This is a genomic window from Micromonospora sp. BS32, from assembly GCF_059089345.1.
Genome location: NZ_JBSSHR010000018.1, coordinates 85,284 through 108,684 on the forward strand (window position 1 = coordinate 85,284; position 23,401 = coordinate 108,684).

19 protein-coding genes and 1 tRNA gene are annotated in these 23,401 nt (G+C 72.9%); 16 read left to right on the top strand and 4 right to left on the bottom strand.

The features are described from left to right. Window positions 1-47 precede the first annotated feature (47 nt). Window positions 48-2,573 carry a carboxypeptidase regulatory-like domain-containing protein gene (locus AC5RWQ_RS23670; RefSeq protein WP_494284864.1) on the bottom strand — a complete coding sequence of 842 codons (2,526 nt, stop codon included), beginning with the start codon at window positions 2,571-2,573 and terminating at the stop codon, window positions 48-50. A gap of 186 nt (window positions 2,574-2,759) precedes the next feature. On the opposite strand from AC5RWQ_RS23670, the gene AC5RWQ_RS23675 reads away from it, so the two are divergent. From AC5RWQ_RS23675 to AC5RWQ_RS23740, 14 genes are all read left to right on the top strand, one after another. Further along, window positions 2,760-3,353, top strand: coding sequence for a NuoI/complex I 23 kDa subunit family protein (locus AC5RWQ_RS23675; protein WP_494284865.1), 594 nt, complete (start codon window positions 2,760-2,762; stop codon window positions 3,351-3,353). After that, window positions 3,350-3,970, top strand: coding sequence for an NADH-quinone oxidoreductase subunit J family protein (locus tag AC5RWQ_RS23680; RefSeq protein ID WP_494284866.1), 621 nt, complete (start codon window positions 3,350-3,352; stop codon window positions 3,968-3,970). The genes AC5RWQ_RS23675 and AC5RWQ_RS23680 overlap by 4 nt, the downstream gene beginning before the upstream one ends. Next, the gene (gene nuoK, locus AC5RWQ_RS23685; protein ID WP_494284867.1) at window positions 3,967-4,353 is read left to right on the top strand and encodes an NADH-quinone oxidoreductase subunit NuoK; all 387 of its coding nucleotides are present in this window, start codon (window positions 3,967-3,969) and stop codon (window positions 4,351-4,353) included. Before AC5RWQ_RS23680 ends, nuoK begins: the two co-directional genes overlap by 4 nt. Then, window positions 4,350-6,272 carry an NADH-quinone oxidoreductase subunit 5 family protein gene (locus AC5RWQ_RS23690; RefSeq protein WP_494284868.1) on the top strand — a complete coding sequence of 641 codons (1,923 nt, stop codon included), beginning with the start codon at window positions 4,350-4,352 and terminating at the stop codon, window positions 6,270-6,272. Before nuoK ends, AC5RWQ_RS23690 begins: the two co-directional genes overlap by 4 nt. After that, window positions 6,269-7,774, top strand: coding sequence for a complex I subunit 4 family protein (locus AC5RWQ_RS23695; RefSeq protein WP_494284869.1), 1,506 nt, complete (start codon window positions 6,269-6,271; stop codon window positions 7,772-7,774). Before AC5RWQ_RS23690 ends, AC5RWQ_RS23695 begins: the two co-directional genes overlap by 4 nt. A 94-nt stretch (window positions 7,775-7,868) precedes the next feature. Continuing rightward, window positions 7,869-9,341, top strand: a complete 1,473-nt coding sequence (locus tag AC5RWQ_RS23700; RefSeq protein ID WP_494284870.1) for an NADH-quinone oxidoreductase subunit N — start codon at window positions 7,869-7,871, stop codon at window positions 9,339-9,341. A 157-nt stretch (window positions 9,342-9,498) separates the two neighbouring features. Then, on the top strand, window positions 9,499-10,377 hold the full coding sequence (htpX, locus tag AC5RWQ_RS23705) for a zinc metalloprotease HtpX (protein ID WP_334488421.1): 879 nt from the start codon (window positions 9,499-9,501) through the stop codon (window positions 10,375-10,377). 154 nt (window positions 10,378-10,531) lie between these two features. Then, on the top strand, window positions 10,532-11,791 hold the full coding sequence (locus tag AC5RWQ_RS23710) for an MFS transporter (protein ID WP_494284871.1): 1,260 nt from the start codon (window positions 10,532-10,534) through the stop codon (window positions 11,789-11,791). A 432-nt stretch (window positions 11,792-12,223) separates the two neighbouring features. Beyond that, window positions 12,224-13,558 (top strand): nucleotide sugar dehydrogenase, encoded by a 1,335-nt coding sequence (locus tag AC5RWQ_RS23715; RefSeq protein ID WP_494284872.1) that lies wholly within the window; start codon window positions 12,224-12,226, stop codon window positions 13,556-13,558. A gap of 113 nt (window positions 13,559-13,671) precedes the next feature. Then, window positions 13,672-15,108 carry a glycosyltransferase family 2 protein gene (locus AC5RWQ_RS23720; RefSeq protein ID WP_494284873.1) on the top strand — a complete coding sequence of 479 codons (1,437 nt, stop codon included), beginning with the start codon at window positions 13,672-13,674 and terminating at the stop codon, window positions 15,106-15,108. After that, on the top strand, window positions 15,101-16,597 hold the full coding sequence (locus tag AC5RWQ_RS23725; protein ID WP_494284874.1) for a polysaccharide deacetylase family protein: 1,497 nt from the start codon (window positions 15,101-15,103) through the stop codon (window positions 16,595-16,597). Before AC5RWQ_RS23720 ends, AC5RWQ_RS23725 begins: the two co-directional genes overlap by 8 nt. Before the next feature lie 32 nt (window positions 16,598-16,629). Further along, the gene (locus AC5RWQ_RS23730; protein ID WP_494284875.1) at window positions 16,630-17,979 is read left to right on the top strand and encodes a polysaccharide deacetylase family protein; all 1,350 of its coding nucleotides are present in this window, start codon (window positions 16,630-16,632) and stop codon (window positions 17,977-17,979) included. After that, the gene (locus AC5RWQ_RS23735; RefSeq protein ID WP_494284876.1) at window positions 17,979-18,746 is read left to right on the top strand and encodes a polysaccharide deacetylase family protein; all 768 of its coding nucleotides are present in this window, start codon (window positions 17,979-17,981) and stop codon (window positions 18,744-18,746) included. The genes AC5RWQ_RS23730 and AC5RWQ_RS23735 overlap by 1 nt, the downstream gene beginning before the upstream one ends. An 11-nt stretch (window positions 18,747-18,757) precedes the next feature. Beyond that, complete coding sequence (locus tag AC5RWQ_RS23740; protein WP_494284877.1) at window positions 18,758-19,606, top strand: hypothetical protein; 849 nt, start codon at window positions 18,758-18,760, stop codon at window positions 19,604-19,606. 495 nt (window positions 19,607-20,101) lie between these two features. Here the strand turns inward: AC5RWQ_RS23740 and AC5RWQ_RS23745 are convergent, their stop codons facing one another. The 3 genes from AC5RWQ_RS23745 to AC5RWQ_RS23755 form a co-directional block, all read right to left on the bottom strand. Further along, a complete protein-coding gene (locus AC5RWQ_RS23745) occupies window positions 20,102-20,791 on the bottom strand; it encodes a cation diffusion facilitator family transporter (protein ID WP_494284878.1) in 690 nt (229 codons plus the stop codon). Further along, window positions 20,788-21,147: an ArsR/SmtB family transcription factor gene (locus AC5RWQ_RS23750; protein WP_494284879.1), complete on the bottom strand. Its 360-nt coding sequence runs from the start codon at window positions 21,145-21,147 to the stop codon at window positions 20,788-20,790. Before AC5RWQ_RS23750 ends, AC5RWQ_RS23745 begins: the two co-directional genes overlap by 4 nt. 190 nt (window positions 21,148-21,337) lie before the next feature. Continuing rightward, window positions 21,338-21,832 (bottom strand): YajQ family cyclic di-GMP-binding protein, encoded by a 495-nt coding sequence (locus tag AC5RWQ_RS23755; RefSeq protein WP_494284880.1) that lies wholly within the window; start codon window positions 21,830-21,832, stop codon window positions 21,338-21,340. A 148-nt stretch (window positions 21,833-21,980) separates the two neighbouring features. Between AC5RWQ_RS23755 and AC5RWQ_RS23760 the strand changes: the two genes are divergently transcribed. Then, window positions 21,981-22,064, top strand: a tRNA-Tyr gene (locus AC5RWQ_RS23760). A 161-nt stretch (window positions 22,065-22,225) separates the two neighbouring features. Further along, the gene (locus tag AC5RWQ_RS23765) at window positions 22,226-23,092 is read left to right on the top strand and encodes a hypothetical protein (RefSeq protein ID WP_494284881.1); all 867 of its coding nucleotides are present in this window, start codon (window positions 22,226-22,228) and stop codon (window positions 23,090-23,092) included. The last annotated feature ends 309 nt before the right edge of the window (window positions 23,093-23,401 follow it).

A 23,401-nucleotide genomic window follows, 5' to 3' on the forward strand; every position in this document is an offset into this window, starting at 1 on the left:
GCGCCGGCACCCCGCGGGGGACGCCGGCACGGGCCGCGGGTGGGGCCTCAGCGGGGCACCGACGGGCCCTCCCGGGTCGCGGCCGACACGGCCAGGCAGGTGCTGCCCGGCACCAGCCTGATGCTGTCGAGCTGCTGCTGCGGGGTGAGGGTCAGCATGGTCGGTCGGGGGGTGCCGCCCGCAGCACCACCCGTCGCGCCGTCAGCCACGTACCAGCAGGGCCTGCCGTTGCCCGGCAGGTAGCGGAGCAGCAGCGGCCCGGCCGGCAGCGCGTCCATCTCGCCGAAGCTCGACCCGACGTGCCGCGCCACCAGGTCCCCGGTGGTCGGGTGGTACGCCTCCACCGACCAGCTGCTCGGCGCCCCCGCGCCCCGGTCGAAGGTCATGATTCTGGCGTCCTGAACGAGCTTCACGGCCGGCGCCGTCACCGTCTCACCCGAGCGCACCTGCACCGGGACGGCGAGCGCCCGGTTGGTGACGTCCCCGGACCACTCCGGCGCGAACTCGTCGGTGTTGCCGGCCCACCGCCCGGTGTACTTCAGCGGCCAGCGGTACGGGCCGAGCCCGCTGATCGTGTACCGGCCGGTGTGGTCGGTGCCCGTGTGCGAGGTGCAGCCGTTGGTGGCGCCGCCCGGCAGGTCCGGGCTGTCCGCGCCGGCCTGGCCGCAGCCGTCGATGAATTCGCCGTTGATGCCCTGGAGGGTGCCGGTGATCGAGCCGGCCCGGTCGAGCCGGATCGCCGGGGTGCCGGTGACCTTGCCGGCGACGAGGTCGAGCCGGGTGGCGGCGTCGCGGTCGCCGGTGCCGCCCGTGCTGGTGTACCACTGGGCGCCCCACGGGGCCTTCGCGCCCACGAAGAGCCGCACCGGCCCGGCCGGCAGCGGGCCGATGGTCAGTGCGCCGGAGGCGTCGGCGCAGTACGCCCCGTTCTCGTTCTCCTGCCGCAGCGCGACGGTCGCCATCGCGCGGGCGGCGACCGGCCGGACGCAGACGCCGCTCACCGGTGCGCCGGCGCCGTCGAGCACCCGGGTCGTCACGGTGGCAGCCGGTTCGACCTGCACCGTGAGCCGGGTGGTCTGCCCGGAGGTGACCCGGATGTCGCTGACCCAGCGATTCCAGTGCCCCGTGCCGGCGGGGAGCACCTCGGCGGTCTCCGCGCCCTGGGTGGTCGCCCAGACGATGGGGAAGGTGACCCGGTTGGCGCCGGCCGGCGTGCAGGCCCGCTCGACGGACCTGGTCAGCCGGACGCACCCGCTGACCGGGCCACCGGTCGCCTTGTCGACGAGGGTCACCTCCACCGAGCCGGCCGGCACGAGCCGCTCGTCGACGACGGTGACCTCCCCGTCGGTGACGTGGACGACCGCCGCCTCCTCGGCGGTGGCCTTGCCCGGGTGGTACTGGACCGTCCGGCCCCCGGCGTAGAAGTACACCCGGTAGTCCCCGGCCGGCACCCGGTCGAGCTGGTACTCGCCGTCGACCGCCATCACGCCGCCGCGCCACGAGCCGTCGACCGCCGTGGCCACCGCCGACAGCGACCACGGCAGGGTGCCGCCCTCGTACGGGGTGACCCGGCCGCGGATGGTCCCGCCGCCGACCCGCAGCGCCACGTCCACCACCGTCTCCTCGAAGCCGGAGGTGGCGTACGGGGTCGCGTTGTCGTAGTTGTTGGCGTCCTTCGCCCACTGGTCGTTGAAGCCCGGCGCCCGCACCCGCAGCCGGTACCGGTTCTGCACCGACAGCCGGTCGATCCGGTAGCGGCCGGTGGCGTCGGCGCAGGACTCGTTGACCTGGCTACCGCCGTTCTCCTCGAAGGCGGCGACGCAGGCCCCGGCGACCGGGGCGCCGGTGGCCCGGGCGGTGACGACGCCGGTGACGACGCCGGTCTGCCACCCCTCCGGCGGCTTGACCGAGACGTACCGGTCGTCGACGGTGGTGGTGCTCCCGGCGGTGACCGGGAAGACGATGCCCTCGCTCTGGACGGTCTTGCCCGGCACCCACTGCTGCGGCGCCCAGCCCTGCGGCCCGAGCCCGAGCCGGTAGGAACCCACCGGCAGGTTGGCGAGCCGGTACCGCCCGTCGGCGTCGGTGTAGGCCCGCGCCTTCCAGTTTCCCTCGACGGCGACGGCGACCACCTCGCTCTGGTAGGCCGCGCTGCCGTCGGCGTGGGTGATCCGGCCCTGGAAGCCGCCCACGTCGGTGATCATGCTGAGATCGGCCCGGGCGGTCGCACCCGGGTCGACGGAGACCGGATCCCCGTTGAGGTAGTCCGGGGCGCTGGGCCACCAGACGTCCGGCCGGCCGGCGGCGCGCGCCCGGACGTGGATGCCGTAGCCCGACTGGCCGGTGACGCTGAAGGTGTAGGTGCCGGCGCTGTCGGTGCACTTCGTGGCCAGGGTCAGTTCGGGGCTCTGCATGAGCGACACGCAGGCGCCGGCCAGGGGTGCGCCGGTGGTCCGGTCGGTCACCGTGCCGGTGATCGTGCCGTCCGGCTCGGCCTGCGCGGCCGACGTGCCGAACAGCACGGTGGCCAGCACGGCCGCCGCCGCGATCACCCGGGTCGTGGTCTTCTTCATCCGGCCGTGGTCCCCCTTGGTCGTCGGCCGGAGCAGCATAGAAGATCAATGAAGTCCGGACCGTCCCGAAGGGTCGATCGCGCGGGTGCGGCGAGCGGTCACCGACGCCCCGGCGTGATCCGGTCGATCGGGAGATTCACCGGGTGGTGGTCGCGCGTGCGGAGGGCACAGGGCAGGATGAGCGGCATGAGCGAGCGCAGCGGTATTCCCGGTGAGGGGCTGGTGAAGGGGCTGGCGGTCACGCTGAAGACGATGACCCGCCGGTCGACCACCCAGCAGTACCCGGACGTCGCCCCCGAGCTGCCGCCCCGGTCCCGCGGCGTGATCGCGCTGTCGGAGGAGAACTGCACGGTCTGCATGCTCTGCGCCCGGGAGTGCCCGGACTGGTGCATCTACATCGACTCGCACAAGGAGGAGGTGGCGGTGCCCGGCGCCGCCCGCCCCCGCCAGCGCAACGTGCTCGACAAGTTCGACATCGACTTCTCGCTCTGCATGTACTGCGGCATCTGCATCGAGGTGTGCCCCTTCGACGCGCTCTACTGGTCCCCGGAGTTCGAGTACGCCGAGTACGACATCAAGGACCTGCTGCACGACAAGGACCACCTCGGCGAGTGGATGGCCACCGTGCCGCCGCCCCCCGCGCACGACCGCAACGGCGAGCCGGCCAAGGAGGAGAGCACCGCCGCGCGCAAGGCCGCGACTCCCACCAGCTCCGCCGCCCGCCCCACCGTGGTACGCCCCGAGCCCGGCGCCGCCGCCGACGGGGGTGCCACCCCATGACCGGTGCGGACGTGCTGCTGCTCGCCCTCGGGGCGGTGGCGGTCGGCGCGGGGGTGCTCGTGGTGGGCACCCGCCACCTCGTCCGGGCCGGGCTCTACCTGGTGGTCTGCCTCGGCGCTCTGGCCGGCGACTACCTGGTGCTCACCGCCGAGCTGGTGGCCTGGGTGCAGGTGCTGATCTACGTGGGCGCGGTGGTGGTGCTGCTGCTCTTCGCGGTGATGCTGACCCGGGCCCCGATCGGCGCCTCCGACGATCTGGACCGCCCGGGCTGGCCGGCCGCGCTGATCGGCGGGGGCGCCGGGCTGGGCCTGGCCGTGCTGCTGGTCGACGCGTTCCGCTGGTCCCGGGTGGAGCTGCCCGCGGCCGGCACCGCCGAGCGCCTCGGCGAGCAGGTCTTCCGCTCCTGGGTGCTGCCGTTCGAGGTGCTGTCGGTGCTGCTGCTCGCCGCCCTGGTCGGCGCGATCATCCTGTCCCGCCCCGACATCGGCAGCCGTCCGGACGCGACCGCCGCACCGGCCGGGCCGGGCCGGGTCGGGCCGCCCGGTGCCCGTACCGCCCCGGTGCCGCCCGCCGGGGCCGACGCCACGCCGGCCGTAAACCGGGGTGGCCGCCCGTGAGGCCGGTCATCCCCTATGTCACCGCCGCGATCCTGTTCGGCCTCGGCGGCTACGGCGTGCTGCGCCGGCGCAACGCGGTGCTGGTGCTGATGGCGGTGGAGCTGATGCTCAACGCGGTCAACCTGATCCTGGTCACCGCCGACACCACGGTCCGCGCCCAGCTGCCGCACTCCGGGCAGGTCTTCGCGCTCTTCGTGATCGTGCTGGCCGCCGCCGAGATCGGCGTCGGCCTGGCCATCGTGCTCCAGCTCTACCGGCTGCGCGCCAGCGTCGCCGTCGACGAGGTGCCGCTGACCGAGCCGCCCGCGCCCGTGCCGGCCACGACCGGCGGCCGGCCGTCGACCGGGCCGGCCGGCGCCGACCGACCGGAGGGGACGAAGTGACCGGGCTGCTCGGGGCCGCCCTGCCGGCCGTACCCCTGCTCGCCGGCCTGCTCGGGCTGCTGCTGCCGCCCTCGCCGCGCGGGGCGTCCACCGGGGAGGATCGGGCCCGACGGGCGGCGATCGGGCTCGGTGTCGCCGGCGCGGCCGGCGCGCTGCTGATCGCGGTCGCCCTGCTGGCCCGGGTCGGCGACCCGGTGGAGACCGCCACCACCTGGATCGACCTGGGTGGCCTGCGGGTCACCCTCGGGGTCCGGCTGGACGGCGCCGCCGCCCTGGTCGCCGTCGCCGTCGCCGCGGTGGCGCTGGCCGTGCAGGTCTACTCGGTGGCCTACCTGCGCCGCGGCCCGCACGACGACGTCGAGGTCGACCACCGCTACCCGCCGTACGCCGCGCAGATCAGCCTCTTCACCGCCGCGATGCTGCTGGTGGTGGTCAGCGGGGACCTGATCCTGCTGCTGGTCGGCTGGGAGGTGATGGGCCTCTGCTCCTATCTGCTGATCGCCCACGACCGGCGGTTGCCCGAGGCGCCGGCCGCCGCGATGAAGGCGTTCCTGGTCACCCGGGTGGGTGACGTCGGCTTCCTGTTGGGCATCGCGCTGCTCGGCGTCTCGGCGGGCAGCTTCCGGATCGCCGACGTGCTCGCCCACGACTACTCCACCGGCACCCGCACCGCGGCCTGCCTGCTGCTGCTCGCCGGGGTGGCCGGCAAGAGCGCCCAGTTCCCGCTGCACACCTGGCTGCCGGACGCGATGGCCGGTCCGACCCCGATCTCCGCGCTGATCCACGCCGCCACCATGGTCGCCGCCGGCGTCTACGCGGTCGTCCGGCTCTACCCGCTCTTCGCGGCCACTCCGACCGCGCTGGCCGTGCTCGGGGTGATGGCCTCGATCACCCTGCTGCTGGGCGCGTTCGCCGCCACCGCCCAGGACGACCTGAAGCGGGTGCTGGCCTGGTCGACGGTCTCCCAGATTGGCTACATGACCGGAGCGTTGGCGGTCGGCGCGCCCGCCGCGGCGCTGTTCCACCTGCTCACCCACGCGGCCTTCAAGGCGCTGCTCTTCCTCGCCGCCGGCGCGGTGATCCACGCCGTCGGCACCACGCTGATGTCCCGGATGGGCGGGCTGCGCCGGGACATGCCGGTCACCTTCTGGTGCACGCTGATCGGCCTCGGCGCGCTGGCCGGGGTGCCGCCGCTCTCCGGTTTCTGGAGCAAGGACGGCGTGCTCGCCGTCGCCGAGGCCGCCGCGCTGGACGGCGCCGGCCCGGCGCCCGCCTGGGTGGGCTGGCTGGTCTGGCTGGCCGGGCTGCTCGGCGTGGTCGTCACCGCCTGGTACGCCACCCGACTGCTGCTGCGCACCTTCCTCGGCGCGCCCCGGATGCCACTGCTCGAGCCGCACGACCCGCCGGCGTTGATGCGCTGGCCGGTGCTGCTGCTTGCGGTGCCCGCCGCGCTGCTCGGGCTGGCCGCGTTCTGGCCGCCCTTCGCCGACCGGGTCCTCCTGCCGGCGCTCGCGGAGGACGACGTGGAGCTGGTCCACCTCGGGCCGGCGCTGCTGCTGCCCACCATGCTGCTGCTGGTCGGCGCCGGGCTGGCCTGGGCCGGCTGGCGGCGGGACCGGGCCGCCGACCCGGCCGGCGCGCTGGGTCCGCTGCGGCCGGTGTTCGCCCGCGCGTTCCGGCTCGACGACGTCCAGCACGCCCTGGTCGTACGCCCCACGACGGCGCTCGCCCGCGCCGTGCGTACCGGCGACGAGGTCGGGGTGGACGGCCTGGTCGAGTCCACCGGCCGGGGCGCGTACGGCCTCGGCGGTGGCCTGGCCGCGCTGCACCGGGCGGCGCTGCCCCGCGCGGCGGCGGCGGTGCTGGCCGGCGCGGTGCTGATCGGCCTGGCCGCCGTGCTGATCGGAGGGGCCGCATGAGTCTCGGGGAGTTCCTGCTGGTCGCGGTCCTGGTGCTGCCGGCGGCCGGGGCGCTGGCGGTCGCGGTCACACCCGGAGACCGGGCGGCCCGGCTGCTCGGTACGGCGGTCGCCGCCCTGACCCTGGTGGGGTCGGCGCTGCTGGTGCTCGGCGACCACGGCTGGTTCGGCTACGGGCCGCGCCCGGCCGTGCAGTCCTGGCACCGGCTCGACCTGCGCTGGGTGCCGAGCCTGGACCTGCGCTTCCACCTCGGGGTGGACGGCATCTCCTGGCCGCTGGTGGTGCTGACCGCGCTGCTCACCCTGCTCTGCTGCGGCTACACCGTGTGGCGGGTGCCCGCCGGCGGGGGGAGCGGCCGGGCGCTGGTGGCGCTGCTGCTGGTGGTCGAGGTCGGCATCCTCGGCACCTTCCTCGCCCTCGACCTGGTGCTCTTCTTCGCATTCTTCGAGGTCGTCCTGCTGCCGATGTACGCGATCATCGCCGGCTGGGGCGGGGACGACCGGCGGCGGGCGGCCCGCAAGTTCGCCCTCTACACGCTCTTCGGCTCGGTGCTGCTGCTGGTCGGCGTCTACGTGGTGGTCGCCGCCGCCGGCACCGCCGACGTGGTCGCGCTGACCGGCGGGACCGGGCTGTCCCGGAGCACCCAGCTGGTCGCGTTCACCCTGCTGGCACTCGCCTTCGCGGTGAAGGCCCCGCTCTGGCCGCTGCACTCCTGGCTGCCCGACGCGCACACCCAGGCGCCCACCGTGGGCAGCGTGATCCTCGCCGGGGTGCTGCTCAAGATGGGTACGTACGGCCTGGTCCGGATCGCGGTCGGGGTGGCCCCCGAGGGCGCCCGCTGGGCCGCCCCGGCGCTCGGCGTGCTCGCCGTCGCCGCCATCCTGATCGGGTCGCTGGTCTGCCTGGCCCAGAGCGAGCTGAAACGGCTGATCGCGTACTCCAGCGTCGGGCACATGGGCTTCGTGCTGCTCGGGGTGGCCACGCTGACCGCCACCGGCATCCAGGCGGCGCTGATCGGCAACATCGCCCACGGGGTGATCACCGGCCTGCTCTTCTTCCTGGCCGGCGCGGTCAAGGACCGCACCCACACCGGGGCGCTCGCCGAGCTGTCCGGGCTGCGGGAGACCGCACCCCGGCTCGCCGGGCTGCTCGGCTTCGCCGCGGTCGCCTCGCTGGGCCTGCCGGGGCTGGCCGGCTTCTGGGGCGAGGCGTTCGCCGTGGTCGCCGCCGTTCGGCGGGGCGGGCCGCTCTGGACCACCCTGGCCGTGCTGGCCGCGGTCGGCGGGGCGCTCGCCGCCGCGTACTTCCTGCGGCTGCTGCGCCAGGTCACCCACGGCCGGCCCAGCCCGGTCGTGGGACGGCTCTCGCCCGGCCTGGCCGGGGCGGAACTGACCGCCTGGGCACCGTTGGTGCTGCTCGCGCTGGCCGTCGGGCTGGCCCCGACGCTGGTGCTGGGCTACGCCACCGGCCCGGTGAACGCCCTGGTGGAGGTGCTCCGGTGAGCGCGAGGAGTGCAGCGCAGCGGAGCCCCGCAGTCGCGAACGAAAGTGCTCCGGTGAGACCGGCTTCGGATCTGACCCGCGGCGAGGTGGCGGCGTGAGCCTGGTGCAGAGCGTGGACAACGTGGCGCTGCTGCCGGCGTACCTGGCGGCCGGCACCGCCGTACTGGTGCTCCTGGCGGACCTGCTGCTGGCCCGGGCCGGCGCGACGGTGGCCGTGGCCGCCGCGGGCGCCGTCGCCACCGCCGTCGGCGCGGCGCTGGTCGGCGCGGGCGACACCCGGCGGACGTTCTGCGCCGGCGCCGACTGCTCCTGGGTCCTCGACGACCGGGCCGCCCTGGTCGCCGGCGTCTTCGCGCTGCTCACCCTCGGGGTGCTGGCGATCTCCGGCCCGCTGCTGCGGCCGGGCGGGACGACGCCGGTGGGCGAGTACTGCTTCCTGCTGGCCTGCTCGATGACCGGCGGCGTGGTACTCGGCGCGGCCGGTGACCTGATCACCCTGATCGTCGCCCTGGAGACCCTCACCCTGCCGCTCTACGTGCTGGTGGGGCTGCGCCGGGGCAGCCTGGCCAGCGCCGAGGCGGCGGTCACCTTCTTCGTGGTGAGCGTGGTCGCCACCACGCTCACCCTGCTCGGCGCGGCGCTGCTCTACGCGGTCACCGGCGGGCTGCACCTGGGCCGGCTCGGCGCGCTGATCGGGGACGCCCCCGACCTGCCCCTGCTCACCGCCGCGGTCGCGCTGGTGGTGCTCGGGCTGGCCTTCAAGGTGGCGGCGGTGCCGTTCCACGCCTGGGCCCCGGCCACCTACGACGGGGCGCCGCTGCCGGTGGCCGCGTACCTCTCGACCGCCTCGAAGCTGGGTGGGGTCGTCGCCCTGCTCGCGGTGGTGCAGCGGGCCCTGCCGGCCGACGTCACCGGCCCGGTGCTCGCCCTGCTCGCCGTGCTGACCATGACCGTCGGCAACCTGGTCGCGCTGCGCCAGCGGCGTACCGTCCGGCTGCTCGCCTGGTCGTCGGTGGCTCAGGCCGGCTACATCCTGGCCCCGCTGGGCGCGTTGGCGCTGGCCGCCGGGCGCACCGCCGAGGCTCGGACGGCCGGGTACGCCGCCACCGTCGCGTACGCGGTCTTCTTCGTCCTGCTGGAGCTGGCGGCGTTCGCCGCGCTGGTGGCGTTACGCCCGGCCGGTGCGGACGGCGGCACGGTGGACGAGCTGCGTGGCGCGGCCCGCCGGCACCCGTGGGTGGGGGCGGCGTTCGCGCTGGCGCTGATCGGGCTGGCCGGGCTGCCGCCGGGGCTGGCCGGCCTCTTCGCCAAGGTGACCGTGGTCCGCTCGCTGCTGACCGGCGGCGCGGGTTGGCTGGCCCTGGTGGTGGCGCTCAACGCGGTGATCGGCCTGGCCTACTACCTCCGGTTGGCCGCCACCCTGTACGCCGCCGAGCCGGCCGCCCGGGGTGCGGACGTGCCGGTCCGCCCGGCCTGGACCGTCACCGTGGCGCTGGCCGTGGCGACCGCGCTGGCGGTGGTGGTGGGCTTCGCCCCCCAGCTGGTGCTGGATCTCGCGGCCGGCTGACCGGCTCCGCCCCGGCTCGTCCCCGGTGTCCGGTCGGCACAGCGGGCGCACAGGAATCTCCAGTCAACTTCCAGCCATGAGCAGGATGGTTGACGGGTACCGGTGACGTTGGACCGGTCAGCGGGTCCCGCGCGACCCGCGCACCGAAGGAGTGACCGTGCATCACAACCGTCTGAAGACCGCCGCGCTGCTCGGCCTGCTCACCTCGCTGATCCTGGCGGTGGGCTACTGGTTCGGCGGCAGTGGCGGCCTGGTCATCGCCGTCGTCGTCTCACTGCTGATGAACGGCGTCAGCTACTTCTTTTCCGACAAGCTCGCGCTGCGCTCGATGCGGGCGCAACCGGTCAGCGAGGCCGACTTCCCCGAGCTGTACCGGATGGTGCGGGAGCTGGCCACCGAGGCGGGGCAGCCGATGCCCCGGCTGTACGTCAGCCCGACCTCGCAGCCCAACGCGTTCGCGACCGGTCGTAACCCGGCGCATGCCGCGGTCTGCGTCACTCAGGGCATCACCCAGATCCTGGACTACCGGGAGCTGCGCGGCGTGATCGGGCACGAGCTGTCGCACGTCTACAACCGGGACATCCTGATCTCCAGCGTGGCGGCCGGCCTGGCCGGCATCATCACCGCATTGGCGAACATCGCCTGGTTCATCCCGCTGGGCGGTGGCGACGACGAGGACGCCCCGAACCCGGTCGTGCTGCTGCTCACCCTGATCCTCGGCCCGATCGCGGCCACCGTGATCCAGCTGGCGATCAGCCGGAGCCGGGAGTTCCAGGCGGACGCCTCGGGCGCCCAGCTCACCGGGGACCCGCTGGCCCTGGCCAGTGCCCTGCGGAAGATCCACGTGGGTACCCAGACCCGGCCGCTGCCCGCCCAGGGCCAGCTCACCAGCACCGCCCACCTGATGATCGACAACCCGTTCAAGCGGGGCGGCGGCATCGCGGCGCTCTTCTCCACCCACCCCCGGATGGAGGAGCGGGTCGCCCGGCTGGAGCAGCTGGCGGCCAACACCGGCCCGGTGCAGTTCCGGCGCTGATCCCACACCATCCCGTCCGCCCGTGTCCGGTCCGCCGGACACGGGCGGATCTTCGGGTACGCCGGGCGTCGGGCGCGTCATATCCGCTTTCCGGCCGGTGCGTCCGGCGTTAGGGTCGGAACGGCTCGCACCCATTACATCCCGGAGGTCGACCGTGGCCGCACTGCGCCAGTACCTGGGCGTCTGGCGGATCCCCGGGGCGCCGCTGCTGCTGGTCCTCGGCATCGTCGGCCGACTCGGGATCGGCATGACGCCGCTGGCGCTGCTGCTGGTGGTGGAGCAGGTGACCGGCCGGTACTCGCTGGCCGCCGTCGCCGGGGGCATCTACGCGCTCTCCGGCGCCGCGCTGAGCCCGGTCGCTGGCCGGATCGCGGACCGGGTCGGTCCGACCCCGGTCCTGCTGGTGACCGCCGTCGCCCACCCGCTCGCCCTGTTCGGTCTGCTCGGCGCCAGCCGTGCCGAGGCCGGCAGCCTGGGGCTGATCTACCTGGCCGCCGGCGTCGCCGGGGCCACCTACCCGCCGTTGACGGCGGCGATCCGGGGCGCCTGGAACGACCTCACCGCACCCGCGTCCGGCCGGCAGCGGTTGCGCAACACCGCGCTGGCCGCGGAGACCTCACTCTTCGAGATCGTCTTCGTGCTCGGACCGCTGCTGGTGGCCGGCTTCGTGCTGGTCGCCGATGCCGCCGCCGCGCTGGTCGGCGCCGCCGTGGTCACCCTGGTCGGCACCGTCGGGGTGGCCCTCGGCCGGGTGATGCGCGGCTGGCGCCCGCACCCGCGCGAGCACCACGCCCGGGGGCTGGGCCCGCTGCGGGTGGGCGGCTTTCCGGCGCTACTGGTCTGCGTGGCCAGCCTCGGCATCGCGTTCGGCGCCGCCGGGGTGATCGTGCCGGCCTTCGCCGGCGACCAGCCCACCGCCGACCCGGAGAGCATGGCCGGGGTGCTGCTCGCCGTCTGGGGGATCGGCAGCGCCGCCGGAGGTTTCTGGTTCGGCGTACGCCGGCCGCCGCCGAACATGACCCGACAGTTCGCCTGGCTGCTCGCCGGGGTGGCCGGCAGCTTCGCCGTGTTCGCCGTGATGCCGGGCCCGCTGGCCCTGGGCGCCGCGCTGGTGGTCGGCGGGGCGGCGATCGCCCCCGCGCTGACCCTGGAGAACACCCTGGTCGGGCGGATCGCCCCGGCCGGCATGCTGAACGAGGCGTACACCTGGGTGGTGACCATGTCGGTGGCGGCGAGCGCCGCCGGCGGTTCGGTCGCCGGGCTGATCGTCGACCACGCCGGCGGGGTGCCCTGGGCGTTCCTCTTCGCCGGGGCGGCGGTCGCCGTCGGGGCCGGGGTCGCCGCGCTGCCCGGCGGGCCGATCGCCCGCGCCGAGGCGGCGGCGGTCCGTGCCGAGCAGCTCGTCGCCGTCTGACCCGGACCGCCCCGCCCGGCACCCGCTCGGGTGGGCCCGCGGCTGCCGCACGGTCAATGCCCGTCGGGTTCCGGGTCGCGTTCGACGGCCGGCCCGACATATTACCGGCGACAATTAACGTCCCATTTCCGGATGATCGTTCGACCGGCCCGTAGGTCGGTTGGCAGACGTGGCACCTTTAGCCGCACCTGGTGCCCGTGAATAGCTGATCTCGGCTCACGTCGTTGCATTCGTGGTTGCGCTCCCGTTCGATCTCCATAGGTGGCGCGCCAGGCTTTCCGGTTGCTCACCTGGTGTTCGACGGTCATTGGCGGCTGTCCGAACGGGATTGTTGTCAGCTTCCCGACACCCGTGTAACGGAAAGAAAGAGTCCGGCGCTATTCGCGCTCCCGGCGTTGTCCTGCGCATTTCCGAGGCAGAGGAGAACGGTTCATGACCGTCACCGTTTCCGCGCGGTCCGGTGCTTTTCCACAATTCCAGCCGGTGGCCGGTGCGGCCGCCGCCGGAACGCCGCCCACCCACGACGTCGCCGTCCTGGGTCTGGGGTACGTCGGGCTCCCCACCGCCCTCGCCCTGCACGCCACCGGTCACCGGGTGCTCGGCATCGACGTCGACCCGGACCGGCTCGCCGCGATCGGCCAGCGTCGGGTCGACCTGCTCCCCGCCGACCTGGACCGACTGGACGAGGCCCTGGCCGACCGGGCCGCCTTCGAGCTGGCCGACGAACCGGCCCGGCTGGCCCACGCCGCAGCCGTGCTGATCTGCGTACCCACGCCGGTCGACCCGCAGCTCGTCCCCGACCTGCGGGTCCTGCGTCGGGCCTGCGAGACGGTCGTCGCGCACGCGGTTCCCGGTCAGGTGCTGATCCTGACCTCCACCAGCTACGTCGGCACCACCCGGGAGCTGCTCGCGGAACCGCTCGCGGCACGCGGTCTACGCCCCGGCGTCGACGTGTTCGTCGCGTTCAGCCCGGAGCGGATCGACCCGGGCAACGACCGACCGCAGTCCCTGGTGCCCCGGGTGCTCGGCGGGGTGACACCGCAGTGCGCGGCTCGGGCGATCGGCGCGCTGAAGGGCTACGGCCCGCAGCTGCACGAGGTCTCGTCGGCGGAGGCGGCCGAGATGACCAAGCTCCTGGAGAACAGTTTCCGGGCCGTCAACATCGCCTTCGCCAACGAGATCGCCGAGGCCAGCCGGGCCCTCGGCCTCGACGTGCGGGAGGTCATCGACGCCGCCTCCACCAAGCCGTTCGGCTTCATGCGCTTCCTCCCCGGGCCCGGTGCCGGCGGCCACTGCATCCCCTGCGACCCGTACTACCTGCTCTGGCAGCTGCGCGCGGCGCGACTGCCGATGCCGGTCACCGAGCAGGCGATGTCCGCGCTCGCCGGCCGACCCCGGCTCGTCGTCGACCGGATCCGCACCATGCTCGCCGACGCCGGCCTTTCCCTGAGTCGGGCCCGGGTGCTGGTCGTCGGGGTCACCTACAAGCCGGACGTGGAGGATCTGCGGGAGTCGCCGGCCCTGGAGATCATCGAGAGTCTGCGGCACAGCGGTGCCACCGTGAGCTACCACGACCCGTACGTGCCGCTGCTGTCGTCACCCGCCGGCTCGCTCACCGGCCTTGCGACGCCGACGGCGGCCGACGCCGACCTGGTGCTCGTGCACACCCTGCACACGGGTGCCGACCTGAGCTGGCTCGATGGGCACCCGCTGGTCCTGGACGCCACCTACCGGCTGGCGCCGGCCCTCGGGCGGGTCCGGCTGTGAGATCTGGCCCTGGCCACCCACCCGCCGGCCGACCCGCGGACGACCTCCCCTGGGCCGGTCGTCCGGTCAGCCACGGGCACCCGGGCGCGACGGACAGCGCGCGGCTGCCCGTCTTGCTGGACGAGCCGGACACCCAGTTCCTCCCACCGGTACGCCCGGCCGACACCGGTCACCACGCCCCGGGCTTCGGCGGCGCGGACCGGCACCGGGCCGACCGGACCCGCCGGGGGCCGGTCCAGCTCGCCACGCTGCTCGGCATCGTCGCCATCTGCGCCCTGATCGGCTGGCACGTCGGCATCAAGGTGATGTTCCTCCGCGGCAACCTCCCGGCGGCCTGCTACACCATCCTGATCAGCAGCTACGTGCTCAGCCGGTTCGTCCTCGCGGCGTTCTACCGGCCACCGCGCGACGCCGGGCTGGAGCCCTCCGTGGCGATCATCGTGCCGGCGTACAACGAGGGCGAGGCGGTGGGCCGGACCATCCACTCCTGCCTCGCGCTCGAGTACCCCGCGGGCAAGCTGGAGATCGTCGTCGTCAACGACGGCTCCAGCGACGACACGTGGCAGCAGATGCTCCACGCGGCCGGACAGTACCCGCCGGGGGCCGTCCGCTGCCTCGACCTGGGCCACAACCAGGGCAAGCGGGCCGCGATGGCGGCCGGAATCCGGGCCACCTCGGCGGAGATCCTGGTCTTCGTCGACTCCGACTCCATGCCGGCGCCCGACGCCATCCGCACCCTGGTGCAGGGCTTCGCCGACCCGAAGGTCGGAGCGATCTCCGGCCTGACCTACGTCCGTAACGCCGAGGCGAACACCCTCACCCGGATGCAGGCCGTCCGGTACTACGTCTCCTTCCAACTGCTCAAGAGCGCCGAGTCCGTGCTCGGCGCGGTCACCTGCTGCTCCGGATGTTTCGCCGCGTACCGCCGGTCCGCCGTGGTCGACCTCCTCGAAGCCTGGGAGCACCAGCGCTTCCTCGGCGTCGAGTGCACCTACGGCGACGACCGGGCGCTCACCAACCGGGTGCTGAAGGCCGGCTGGACCACCCGGTACGACGCTCGCGCGGAGGCCTGGACCGACGCCCCGGAGGCGTACGGGAAGTTCCTGCGCCAGCAGTTGCGCTGGAAGAAGTCCTGGACCCGGGAGGGCCCGCTGCTGCTGGCCCACATCTGGCGGACCCGGACCAGGGCGCTGCCCTCCGTCGCCGTGCAGACCACCGCCGGACTGCTCAGCCCGGTGATCGTGCTATACAGCCTGGTCCAGCCCTTCGTCGACGGGCACTTCCCGTTGGTCTACTTCACCGGCCTCTACCTGGTCGCCGGGGCGTACGCGCTGGTGTACCGGATGTTGCGGCACGACGGCCTCTGGCTGTACGCGCTGCTCGGCACGTTCTTCTACATCCTCTTCTCCCCGCAGCTGCTCTGGGCGATCGCCCGGATCCGGGACGGCAGCTGGGGCACCCGGGGCGCGCAGCCGCCCCCGGCGGCGCCCCCGCCCCCGGCCGTCGTCGACGCCCCGACGGAACGGATTCTGGTGGTGGCCCGTGACTGACCGCAAACCCCTGGGCAGCCGACTGCTCAGCCTGGTGACCGGCATGGTGGCGGTGGCCGCGCTGGTCGCCGCCGGGGTGAGCTGGGTGGCGTTGAGCCGGCCCTTCGATCCGCCCCAGCTGAGCGCGGTGACGGTCCCGGCGCCGCCGGCGCCCGTGCTGCCCCGCTACCCCGGTGCGATCACCGTGCTGACGTACCACGGGGTTTCCGACAGCGACCGGGCCGGCAGCACGTTGACCCGGCGCGCCTTCGCCGAGCACCTGGCCGCGCTCGCCGCGGCCGGCTACCGGACGGTACGGCTCGACGAGGCACGCGAGGCGCTGGCCGGCCGTCCCGTCGGGCTGCCCGAACGTCCACTGCTGCTCACCTTCGACGACGGGTCCCTGACCACCTGGACCACGGTCGATCCGGTGCTGCGCGCCTACGGCTTCACCGCCGTGGCCTTCCTGACCACCGGCCGGGTCGTCTCCCCGGGCACCCCGTCGACCTTCCTCTCCACCCGGCAGGTCCGGGACATGGCCGACAGCGGCCGGTGGGAGTTCGGCTCACACACCGACGACCTGCACTCCTGGGTGCCGGTCGCCGGCGACGTGCAACCGGCGTTGACCAACCGGATCCTGGTCGACGGGCGGCCCGAGACCCTGGACCAGTGGCGCCGCCGGGTGGGCGCGGACCTGGACCGCAGCCAGGAGTTCCTCCGGCGGACGCTGGGGCGCCGTAGCCCGGCCTTCGCCTACCCGTACGGCGAGACCGGCCGGATCTCGAACGACCCGGAGATCGTCCGGGAACTGCCGGTGCTGCTGGAGCGGGCCGGCTTCGCGCTGGCGTTCACCGGCGAGGACGTGCCGAGCGGGCACGTCAACGCCGCCAGCCCGTCGTCCTCCCGATGGTTGCTGCCGCGGATCGGCGTCCGGGGGAGCACCTCCGTGGCGGGGCTGCTCGGCATGGTCCGCCGGTCCATCCCGGTCGCCCCGCCCCGCGACCTCACCACGCTGTCCTGGACCGGTGAGTCCGCGTCGTGCGTGGTCGACGCCGGTGCCCGGATCCGGGTGACCGCCGTCGCCCGGGCGACCGCCGGCTGCCGGCTGGCCGAGGTGAACACCAGCCAGTGGCGCAACTACACCGTCTCGATGTCGGTGGCCGGGCTCCGCCCCGGCACGTCCGCGATCGTCGGCGTCCGCGATGGCGCCGGCGCCGGTCACCGGGGAGCCGTCGAGGTGCTGCTGGGCCGCCGCCGGGTGGTCGTCCGGCAGCAGATCGGGGACGGGCCGACCACCGTCCTCGCCACGGCGACCCTGACGGTCCGGGACCCCGCGCGGCTCACCGTGCAGGTCCGCGGGGATTCGATCACCGTAGGGCTGGCGGGTGCCCCGGCGCTCACCACCACCTTCGACAACCGACTGCACGAGGGCGGCGTCACCTTCGCCCTGACCGGTGTCGCCGAGCACGCGGTCACGTACGGCTCACCCACGCTCGTTCCCGTCACCTGACGCCGTCCCCCCACGGCAGTAGGGAGTCCCTGATGTCCTCAACCATCGCGCCGGTCCGCCGGTGGCCGGCGATCCTGACGGCCCTGGTGGTCGGCCTGGCACTGGTGCTGGCGCCGGCCATCCGACCCACCGCGGCCCGGGCCGCCGGCCCCACCGTCGTCTCGCTCACCTTCGACGACGGCGGCTACGACCAGTACCTGAACGCCCGACCCCTGCTCGACGCGCACGGAATGCACGGCACCTTCTACATCAACAGTGGCCGGATCGGGGCGGCCGGCTTCATGTCGCAGGCCGACCTCGCGACCCTCGCGGCGGCCGGGCACGAGATCGGCGGCCACACCGTCAGCCACGCCGCGCTCCCCGCCCTCTCCCCGGACGATCAGCGCCGGGAGCTGTGCAACGACCGGGTCGCCCTGCTCGGCCTCGGGTTCACCGTGAAGAACCTGGCCTATCCGTACGGTTCGGCCGACGCCACCACCCGGCAGATCGCCGCCGAGTGCGGTTACAACAGCGCCCGGTCGGTCGGCGGGGTGGTCTCCCCGGGTGCCTGCAACGGTTGCCCGTACGCCGAGTCGGTGCCACCCGTCGCCGCGTACTTCACCCAGACGCCCGACTCGGTGAAGGCCACCACCACGCTGGCGACGCTGCAGGGGTACGTGACCCAGGCCGAGCAGCACGGCGGTGGGTGGGTGCAGCTCGTCATGCACCACGTCTGCGACGGGTGTGGCGAGGACTACCAGGTCAGCCCGGCGACGCTCGCGTCCTTCCTGGACTGGTTGGCGTCGCGGGCGGACGCCGGCACCACGGTGAAGACGGTCGACGAGGTGATCGGCGGGGTCCTCCAGCCGGGCGTGCCGGGGCCGTCGCTCGCCGCGCCGACGCCGGGTGAGCTGGTCCAGAACGTCTCCCTGGAGTCGGCGGGCACCAACGGGTTGCCGTCCTGCTTCCAGTACGGCGGCCTCGGCACCAACACGTACGCCTGGACCCGGACGACCGACGCGCACAGCGGCTCGTACGCCCAGCAGTTGACCGTCTCCGCCTGGACCAGCGGCGACCGGAAGCTGGTGACCCGGCAGGACGCGGGCAGCTGCGCGCCACCGGCCGTCGCCGGCCACACCTACCGGGCGGGCGTCTACTACCGGGGCAGCTGGGGCGCGGGTTCCCGGGCACAGCTGGTGCTCTACTACCGGACCGCCGCCGGCTCGTGGGTCTACTGGGCGACCGGTCCGGTGGTTCCGGTGAGCGGTTCCTGGGTGGCGACCCCGGCCTACCTGACCCCGCCCGTGCCCAGCGGCGCCACCGCGTTGAGCTTCGGGCTGGCCCTGGTCGGCACGGGCAGCCTGTCCACCGACGACTACACCCTCACCGACACGGCGGGATGATGACGGATCCGATCGGCACGCCGCGGGGCGGGGCGCGTGCGCCCGCCCTGCGGCGGCACCTCACCGAGCTGGCGGCCGCCCTGGTCACGCTCGCGGCGATGCTCGCCTTCACCAGCTACGTCCGGCACCCGTCGGTGCGGGATCCCGGACCGAGCGGATTCACCGTCGACCCCGCGGCGCTGCACCCCGCGAGCACCGCCAACCCCTGCACCCGCGGGCGGATCATGTTGACCTTCGACGACGGTCCCGACTACTACACCCGGCCGGTGCTGGACGTGCTGCGCGCCCATGACGTCCAAGCGACGTTCTTCGTACTCGGCGCCAAGGTCCAAGCGCATCCGGAGCTGGTCGCCGCCGAGGCGGCCGACGGGCACCGGGTGGAGAACCACAGCTGGGACCATCCGCACCTGGCCGATCTCGATGCCGCCGGGGTCCGCAGCCAGCTCGTGCGGACCCAGGCCGCGGTGGTCGCGGCCGGGGCGCCGGCGCCGACCCTGCTGCGGGCTCCCTTCGGCAGCACCGGCCCGCAGGTGCACGCGCAGGCGAGGGCGTTGCGCCTGCGCGAGGTGAGGTGGACCATCGACACCAACGACTGGCGCGGGCGGACGCCCGAGGACATCGAGGCGGCCGTGCTGAGCCGGCTCGAACCGGACGCGGTGATCCTGTTGCACGACGGCAGCCGCGAGTCGGGCAACACGGTCCGTGCGCTGCCGGGCATCATCAGTGGGCTGCGGGACCGCGGTTTCTGCACCGCGCTGGTGCGTTGACGATGGGAGGGGTGACCATGACTCCTGCCGAGCGCCGGGCGACCGTCGTCGACCGGCCGACACCGCCCGCGCGTGGACGCGTCCGGCTGCTGGTCGCGACGGCGACCGCGGTGGTCGTCGTGCTCGTGGTGGCGGCGGTCATGGTGCTTCGGACGCGGGGTGCGGCCCCGGAGCCGTTCGCGCCGTCGTTCGCGGGTGCGGACGGCCTGGTGACGAACGAGTACGCCCACCGGCACCCCGACGCCGAGGGGGTGCGGGTCTCCCCGGACTGGGACGTGACCAGCGGCTCGCTGTACCGCCGTGGCGGGGTGGCGTGGTCGGGGGTGCCGGACGCCGCCGCTCCCGACGCCGCGTCCGCCGCCGGCACCGGCTCCAGCGTCTTCCGGATGAGCAGCCGCCGACACGACTTCGAGGACGTCACCGTCTCGCTCCGGCTGCGGAACCTCGGTTTGAGCGACCGCGGACGGCAGCCGGCGACCGCGACCGACGGGCTGCACCTCTTCCTGCGCTGGAAGAACGAGACCGAGCTCTACGTGGTGTCGTTGAACCGCCGCGACGGACGCATGGTGATCAAGAAGAAGCTGACCGGGGGAGACGTCAACGGTGGCACCTACGTCACGCTCGGCCAGGCGCCGTACCCGGTGCCGGTAGGAGTCTGGCAGTCCTTCGACGTCGCGATCGCCACCACGGCCTCGGGCTCGGTCGGCATCGACGTACGGCGGGACGACCGGATGGTGCTGGCCGTGACCGACGCGGGTACGGGTGGCGCGCCGATCGGGGGAGCGGGCGCGGTCGGGCTGCGCGGGGACAACTGCGAGTTCGAGGTCGACCAGCTCCGGGTGACGCCGGCGACCCAGTGAGCGTCCCGGGTGACGGGCGGTACCGGCCGCGCAGCCCCAGCTCGTCCGACCCGGTGACCGGGTCTCGCCCGATCCGCGACGCATCAGGCGATGGCGGGTGGGTACAACCTGATCATGTTTCTCTTCTTCTCGAACCGGGTCGGCTGCCTCGGGTCGCTGCTGGTCAGCGCGATCCTGACCGTCGTACTGCTGTTGATCTTCTCGCGCTGACCGGCACCGTGATTGGTGAACGGCAGAGGCCCGGCGGGGCTCACCTTGACGCTCTCCCCGCATCGAGCAGGACAGAATCGCTCGGCTCCTTCCGCTTCAACCCGCTGACTTCGGGCGTTCAGTCGGATTGCTCCTGCATCCGGATGAAGCGCCCATGCCACCTCCGCAGGGCTACCCGACAATCGTCACGTGTCGACCGGGTCGTGTCAGGAAGATGGATGTGACGGACGGAGGCAGCCGGCCAGGCGCCCCAGGGTCAGGTGCATCCCCAGGGCGAAGCCTTCGTCAGGCCTTGCGGTCGGTGCAGCAGCCGTCGGCGCGACCTTCGCCCTGGACGGTGGCGGCGGGGAGGGGCGCACAGTCGTCGCAGTGCTCGCCGCGCCAGGCTTCGACGCCTTCCTTCATCGCGACCCCGGCGATGACGAGTGCGGCGATGGGGTCAGCCCACGACCAGCCCCAGAGGGCATTGAGGGCCAGGCCGACGAGCAGCACCGCGGACAGGTAGGTGCACAGCATCGTCTGTGTCGAGTCCGCCATGACCGTGGCCGAGCGCAGTTCACGGCCGGTGCGCCGCTTGGCCGCCACGAGTAGCGGCATCACGATCAGCGACGCGACGGCCAGGCCGATGCCCACCGGGCTGGGCCGGGCGTCGCCGCCGGCCAGCAGGGAGCGGACGGCGTCGAAGGTCACCCAGGCGGCCAGGGCGAAGAACGACAGGCCGATGAGCCGCAGCGCGAGCCGTTCCCGGTCCTCGGGCACCCGGGAGCGGAATTGCCAGATCAGCACGACGGCGCTGGACACCTCGACGAAGGAGTCCAGTCCGAAGCCGATCAGCGCAGTCGAGGAGGCCGTCGCGCCAGCCGCGATGGCGACCAGGCCTTCCACGAGGTTGTAACCGGCGGTGGCGTAGGCCAGCCACAGGCTGCGCCGGGACAGCACCGCCCGACGCTCCGGGGTCAGCAGCGACGCGGTCACGCGGTCACCTCCGACGGAAAGCTGGCCGGCGCTCCATGGACCGGGCACAGGGTGATGGCCTCTCCGGTGGCGGCCAGGAGTTGCTCGGCGCAGCGCAGCAGGTCCAGCAGCTCCGGCCGGGTCAGCGCGTAGAACGACTGGCGACCCTCAACCCGGTAGTCGATCAGACCGCAGTCACGAAGGCACGCCAGGTGCTTCGACACGGTCGACTGCGCCAACCCCAACTCACCGGTCAGGTCCACCACGCGAGCCTCGCCGGTCGCGATCCGGCGCAGGATCGCCAGCCGGGTGGGGTCACCGAGGGACCGGAACAGGGCCACGGCAGGAGCTGGTCCCGGGATGCGATCCATCGCCATGACGCGATGATATCCATGCGGCGCGATTGGTCAACGGTGTGCACGTGATGGGCAATGCCCACGGCGGGACTCTGCCGGAAGTCAGGCGCTCTGCCGGTGGGCGGCCCCGACCGGCGACGGCCTACGGCAGCGACGGTTGCCCAGGTGGCGCAGCGTGATCTACGCTGGGACCGGCCCTTGTCCTGGCGGGTTACCGGTAGTTGGTGAACTGCAGGGCGACGCCGAAGTCCTCACCCTTGAGCAGGGTGATGACCGCCTGGAGGTCGTCCTTCTTCTTGCCGGTTACCCGGAGCTGGTCGCCCTGGATCTGCGCCTGGACGCCCTTGGGGCCCTCGTCGCGGATCTTCTTGCTGATCGTCTTGGCCTTGTCGGTGTCGATGCCCTGGATGACCTTGCAGTCGATCTTGAAGACCTTGCCCGACGAGCGCGGGTCGCCGGCGTCCAGCGACTTCAGCGAGATGTTCCGCTTGACCAGCTTCTCCTTGAAGACGTCCAGCGCGGCGCTGACCCGCTCCTCGGTCTCCGCCTGGAGGCTGATCGCCTCCTCGCCCGACCAGGAGATCTCCGCGCCGGTGCCGCGGAAGTCGAACCGCTGCGCGAGCTCCTTCTCCGCCTGGCGGAGGGCGTTGTCGACCTCCTGGCGGTCGACCTTGCTCACGATGTCGAACGACGGGTTCGCTGCCATGCTCATGCTCCTGCTGTCCGGCGGTCAAAGCTGTGCGGTCGTGGCCCGACCAGCGCCACGACCCCCTGACGGTACCCGCTTGCGACGGCCCCGGGGGCAACCGCTATCCTTGCTTCCGCCGCCGCGTTGCGACGCGGTGGGGTGCCCTGGCGGGTTGCCCGAGCGGCCAATGGGAGCGGACTGTAAATCCGTCGCGAAAGCTACAGAGGTTCGAATCCTCTACCCGCCACCAGGGAACGGCAAGGCCTCTGAACTGCGGAAACGTAGATCAGAGGCCTTCGTCGTCTCTCGCGGTCATTGGCCGCTGTTGTCCTTTGATGGCTGAGTGATCGGGCACGTAACGGGCACGTCAGCCACGCCAAGGTGGGCTGGCACCGGGGGCTGGAGGAAACCTTGAAGATCTTCATCAGCTGGTCTAAGTCCCGGAGCCGTCAGCTGGGCGCGATCCTTCACGCGTGGCTTCCTGACGTGATCCAGCAGGTGGAGCCTTGGATGTCGAACGAAGACATCGAAAAGGGGCAGATGTGGGCGACTGCGGTCGGCAGTCAGCTAGACACGCTCTCTCAGGGGATTTTGTGTGTGACCCCCGAGAACCTCAAGGAGCCATGGCTGAACTTTGAAGCCGGTGCTCTGGCCAAGTCGGTCGACCAGGCACGTGTCCGTCCGATACTGCTGGGGATCAAGAAGTCGGAGGTCTCCAACCCGCTTGCCATGTTCCAGGCAACAGACGCCCTCGATCGTGAGGACATGTTCAAGCTGATCGCTTCGATCAATAAGTCTTGCTCTAGTCCCCTCCCACAAGCCCGGCTTGAGAAGGCCTTCGCCGCGCATTGGGAAGAGTTCCTTGAGCAGGTCAACCAGATTGAACCCGTCGAGGAGACCGCAAAGGTCCACCGCAAGCCTGAGGAGATGCTTGCGGAGCTGCTTGAGCGGGTCAGAGAGATTCAAAGGTCCACGGACAGAGACAGGTACAGGCAGGTCGGGCGCCAAACCCTTCGGCCGGGCATCCGAATGGCTGACGGGACCGTCTTCGTCAACGGAATGACGGTAATTCACCCGGAGTTTGGTCCTGGGAAGGTGGCCGGTGCTCTTCCGTTCGGGAATGAGAAGCGTCCTAAGCACGCGTTTCTTGCAGTTGACTTTGCGGACGGCGAGAGGCGGGTCTTGAGCCAAGGCCAGTTCAGGCTCGTCGACCCTGGCCAAACCTCTCTCTTTCCTGACGACGAGCTGCCAGTCGCTGGCGAAGCCGCGGACAACTAGGCGGATCTCCTCGTCGGGCAGTCGTAGACCGTCCAGTCTCCCCGGACGGGGACAAGGTGGAGCGCGCCCTACTGGACGACGACCTTGGCCCCGTCCGGGGAGACTGGTAGCCCCTTGTGGTGCCCGGCGAGGTGAGCCGTCTCCCGGCTGATCTCTGAGGAGGGCCGGGGTTCGGGGCGGAGCCCCGAGGTCTTCGGATCCTGGTCGTCCCCACGTGTGGCCGGCCGGCCCGGCCGATGCCGGCCGGAGGTCGCCAGCAGGGCCGGGGCCGGGCCGGCGAGGCCCGCTTGCGGGCCGCCTTGGCTGGTC

Coding starts and splice junctions, on each gene's coding strand:
- AC5RWQ_RS23670 (WP_494284864.1), bottom strand. CDS start 2,573: ATGAAGAAGACCACGACCCGGGTGATCGCGGCGGCGGCCGTGCTGGCC.
- AC5RWQ_RS23675 (WP_494284865.1), top strand. CDS start 2,760: ATGAGCGAGCGCAGCGGTATTCCCGGTGAGGGGCTGGTGAAGGGGCTG.
- AC5RWQ_RS23680 (WP_494284866.1), top strand. CDS start 3,350: ATGACCGGTGCGGACGTGCTGCTGCTCGCCCTCGGGGCGGTGGCGGTC.
- AC5RWQ_RS23695 (WP_494284869.1), top strand. CDS start 6,269: ATGAGTCTCGGGGAGTTCCTGCTGGTCGCGGTCCTGGTGCTGCCGGCG.
- AC5RWQ_RS23715 (WP_494284872.1), top strand. CDS start 12,224: ATGACCGTCACCGTTTCCGCGCGGTCCGGTGCTTTTCCACAATTCCAG.
- AC5RWQ_RS23730 (WP_494284875.1), top strand. CDS start 16,630: ATGTCCTCAACCATCGCGCCGGTCCGCCGGTGGCCGGCGATCCTGACG.
- AC5RWQ_RS23735 (WP_494284876.1), top strand. CDS start 17,979: ATGACGGATCCGATCGGCACGCCGCGGGGCGGGGCGCGTGCGCCCGCC.
- AC5RWQ_RS23750 (WP_494284879.1), bottom strand. CDS start 21,147: ATGGCGATGGATCGCATCCCGGGACCAGCTCCTGCCGTGGCCCTGTTC.
- AC5RWQ_RS23755 (WP_494284880.1), bottom strand. CDS start 21,832: ATGGCAGCGAACCCGTCGTTCGACATCGTGAGCAAGGTCGACCGCCAG.